The following is a 3,818-nucleotide window of genomic DNA, read 5'->3' on the forward strand; positions in this document are numbered from 1 at the left end:
TGTGGCGGCTCGTCGCCGAAGGCCGCGACGCCGTCACCCCGTTCCCGGCCGACCGCGGCTGGGACCTCGAGGCCCTCTTCGACCCCGACCCGTCACGGGCCGGAACGTCGCTGACCCGCCGCGGCGGCTTCCTCGACGACCCGGCCGGGTTCGACGCCGCCTTCTTCGGCATCTCCCCGCGCGAAGCCCTCGCCATGGACCCCCAGCAGCGCCTCCTCCTGGAGACCGCGTGGGAGGCGGTCGAGCGGGCCGGGATCACGCCGTCCGCGCTGCGCGGCTCCGCCACCGGCGTGTTCACCGGCGTGATGTTCCACGACTACGCGGCGGGCGCCGCCGTCCCGGCCGAACTGGAGGGGTATCTCGGCACCGGGACGGCCGGGAGCGTCGCGTCGGGCCGGATCGCCTACACGCTCGGCCTGGAGGGCCCGGCGCTGACCGTCGACACGGCATGCTCGTCGTCGCTGGTGGCGCTGCACCTGGCGGTGCGGTCGCTGCGGTCGGGAGAGTGCTCGCTGGCGCTGGCGGGCGGAGTCGCGGTGATGGCGACGCCGTCGGTGTTCGCCGAGTTCAGCCGGCAGCGCGCCCTGGCCCCGGACGGCCGGTGCAAGCCGTTCGCGGCCGCCGCCGACGGCACCGGCTGGTCGGAGGGCGCGGGCCTGCTGCTGCTGGAGCGCCTGTCGGACGCCCGCCGCAACGGCCACCCCGTCCTCGCGGTGATCCGCGGCACGGCCGTCAACCAGGACGGCGCGTCCAACGGCCTCACCGCGCCCAGCGGCCCGGCTCAGCGGCGGGTCATCGGGCAGGCCCTGGCAGCGGCCGGCCTCGCCCCGGACGAGGTGGACGCCGTCGAGGCGCACGGCACCGGCACCGCGCTCGGCGACCCGATCGAGGCCGAGGCCGTCCTTGCCGCCTACGGCCCGGGCCGAAACCCGCGCACGCCGCTGTGGCTCGGCTCCCTCAAGTCGAACCTCGGACACGCCCAGGCCGCGGCCGGAGTAGGCGGCGTCATCAAGATGGTCATGGCGATGCGCCACACGATGCTGCCGCGCTCGCTGCACATCGACGCGCCGACCCCGCACGTCGACTGGTCGGCGGGCACGGTGCGGCTGCTCACCGAGGCGCGGCCGTGGCCCGCGGCGGAGCGGCCGCGCCGCGCCGCGGTGTCCTCGTTCGGGGTCAGCGGCACCAACGCCCACCTGATCCTGGAGGAGTACCCCGCCCCCGCCGCCCCCGCCGAGGAGCGGGGCGAGCCCGCGGTGGTGCCGCTGGCGTTGTCGGCGGCCGGCCCCGAGGCACTCGCCTCGCTGGCGCGCGGCGTGCTGGACGCGCCCTGGACCGACCCTGCCGCGGCGGGCCGGGCGCTGGCGGCGTCCCGGGCGGACCTGCCGTGGCGGGCGCTGGTCGTCGCCGTCGACGCCGAGGAGGCCCGCGCGGCGCTGGGGGCTCTCGCCGCCGGCGAGGAGCACCCCGCCCTGGTGCGGGGCGTCGCCTCGGAGCGGAAGGTCGCGTTCGTGTTTCCCGGCCAGGGCGCCCAGTGGACGGGCATGGCGCTGGAACTGCTGGAGCATTCCCCGGTCTTCGCCGCGCGCCTCGCCGAGTGCGACGCCGCGCTCGCGCCCTACCTGGACAGGCCGCTGCGGGACCTGCTCGGCGACGCCGCCTCGCTGGAGCGGGTCGACGTCGTGCAGCCCGCGCTGTGGGCGGTGATGGTGTCGCTGGCCGCGGCGTGGCGGTCCGCCGGGATCGAACCGTCCGCGGTGGTCGGCCACTCCCAGGGCGAGATCGCGGCGGCGTGCGTCGCCGGGGCGTTGTCGCTGGAGGACGGCGCCCGGGTGGTGGCGCTGCGGTCGCGGGCGATCACCCGGATCGCCGGGGGCGGCGGGATGGCGTCGGTGGCGCTGCCGTCCGCCGAGGTGGAGGAGCTGATCGCGGGCCTGCCCCTGTCGGTCGCCGCGGTGAACGGGCCTGCCGCGACCGTCGTGTCGGGCGAGGCGGACGCGCTGGCGGCGTTCCTCGCCGCCCACCCCGAGGTCCGGACCCGGCGGGTCCCCGTCGACTACGCCTCGCACTCCGCGCAGGTCGAGGAACTGAAGGACGAGATCCTCGAGCTGCTGGCGCCGGTGCGGCCGCGGCCGGGCGGCGTCCCCTTCTACTCGACCGTCCTCGGCCGCTATCTCGACGGAGGCCAGGACGCCCGCTACTGGTACGACAACCTGCGCCGGACCGTCGCCCTGGCCCCCGCCGTCACGGCGCTGGCCGGCGCCGGATTCGACACGTTCGTCGAGATGAGCCCGCACCCTGTCCTGACCGCCGCACTTCAGGAGACGGCCGAGGCCGCCGGCGCCGCGCCCGTCGTCACCGGCTCGCTGGCCCGCGGCGACGGGTCGCCGCGCCGCCTCCTGCTGTCCCTCGGACGGGTCTGGGCGGACGGCGCCCCCGTCGCCTGGACTGCCTTCCTCCCGGCCGGCGACCCCGCCGACCTGCCCACCTACCCCTTCCAACGGCGCCGCTACTGGCTCCGCCCCGGCGGCGGCCCCGCCGCCTTGGGCCTGGACCCGGCCGGCCACCCCCTGCTAGGCGCGGCCCTCCGGATCGCCGAACCCGGCCGCCACGTGCTCACCGGCCGGATCAGCCGTGCCGACCTGCCCTGGTCGGGTCCGTCGCTGCCGATCTCCGTCCAGGTCGAGCTGGCCCTGCACGCCGCCGACGAGGTCGATCTTCCCCTCGTCCGAGAGCTCACCGTCGACCACGACCTGCCCTGGCCCGAGTCCGGCCACGTCGATCTCCAGCTCGTCATCGCCGACGCCGGCCCCGACGGCACCCGCCCCTTCGGCGTCCACGCCCGCACCGCCGGCGGCTGGCTCCGCCTCTCCGCGGGTGTCCTGTCCCCCGACCCGCACCCGGCCGAGCCCGCGCCGCTCACCGGTGGGCCCGTCGCCGTCGCCCTCCCCGACGACGCCTCCCCCGGTTTCCTCCTCCCTCCGGAACTCCTGGACGCCGCCCTCGCCGAGACCGCCGGCCTTCCCGCGACCCGGTGGCGCGGCGTCCGCCTCCACGCGACGGGCACCACCGCCGCCACCGTGCACCGCGCCGGGGCCGGGTTCCGTCTCGACGACGCCGCAGGCTCCCCCGTCCTGACCGTCGAGGAGCTCTCCTTCGGCGCCCTGACCACCGCGGCCGCCGACGCGCCGCCCCTGTTCGTCCCGGAGTGGACGCCCATCCCCTCCTCCCGCGCCCGGACGCCCCTCACCCCGCTGGACCTGCGCGACGTTCAAGCGGGGCACGACGAGGCCGCCGAGGTGCGGCGGGTGCTCGGCCGGGTGCTGAAGGCCGTCCAGGGATGGCTGGAGTCGGGCGAGGAGGGACGGCTCGCCGTGGTGACGTCCGGCGCGGCGGGGCCGGAGGGCCCGGCCGACCCGGTCGCGGCGGCCGTCTGGGGGCTCGTGCGGGGCGCGCTCTCGGAGCATCCCGGACGATTCGTGCTGGTCGACCTCGACGCCGCGGCGGACATCGGCGGGATCGGCGAGTTGATCGGCGACGACGAGCCGGAGACCGCCGTGCGGGAAGGGCGGGTGCTCGTGCCCCGCCTCGCGGCGACGCCGGGCGGGGAGCCGCCGTCGTTCGGGTCCGGGACGGTGCTGGTCACCGGCGGCACCGGCGGGCTCGGGCGGATCGTCGCCCGGCACCTGGTCGTCCGGCACGGCGTGCGGAGGCTGCTGCTGGCCGGACGGCGCGGAGCGCAGGCCCCGGGAGCCGAGGCGTTCGCGGCCGAGCTGGCCGGCCTCGGCGCCCGGCCGGTCCTGTGCGACGTGGACGTC

The 3,818-nt window shown here is 77.6% G+C and carries 1 protein-coding gene; it reads left to right on the top strand.

Annotated features, from left to right (window positions below; genetic code table 11):
* On the top strand, positions 1–3,818 hold a 3,818-nt coding region (locus ABD327_RS31995), incomplete at both ends, for a type I polyketide synthase (protein WP_344456241.1).

It is taken from the genome of Actinocorallia aurantiaca (assembly GCF_039533685.1).
GTDB lineage: Bacteria > Actinomycetota > Actinomycetes > Streptosporangiales > Streptosporangiaceae > Actinocorallia > Actinocorallia aurantiaca.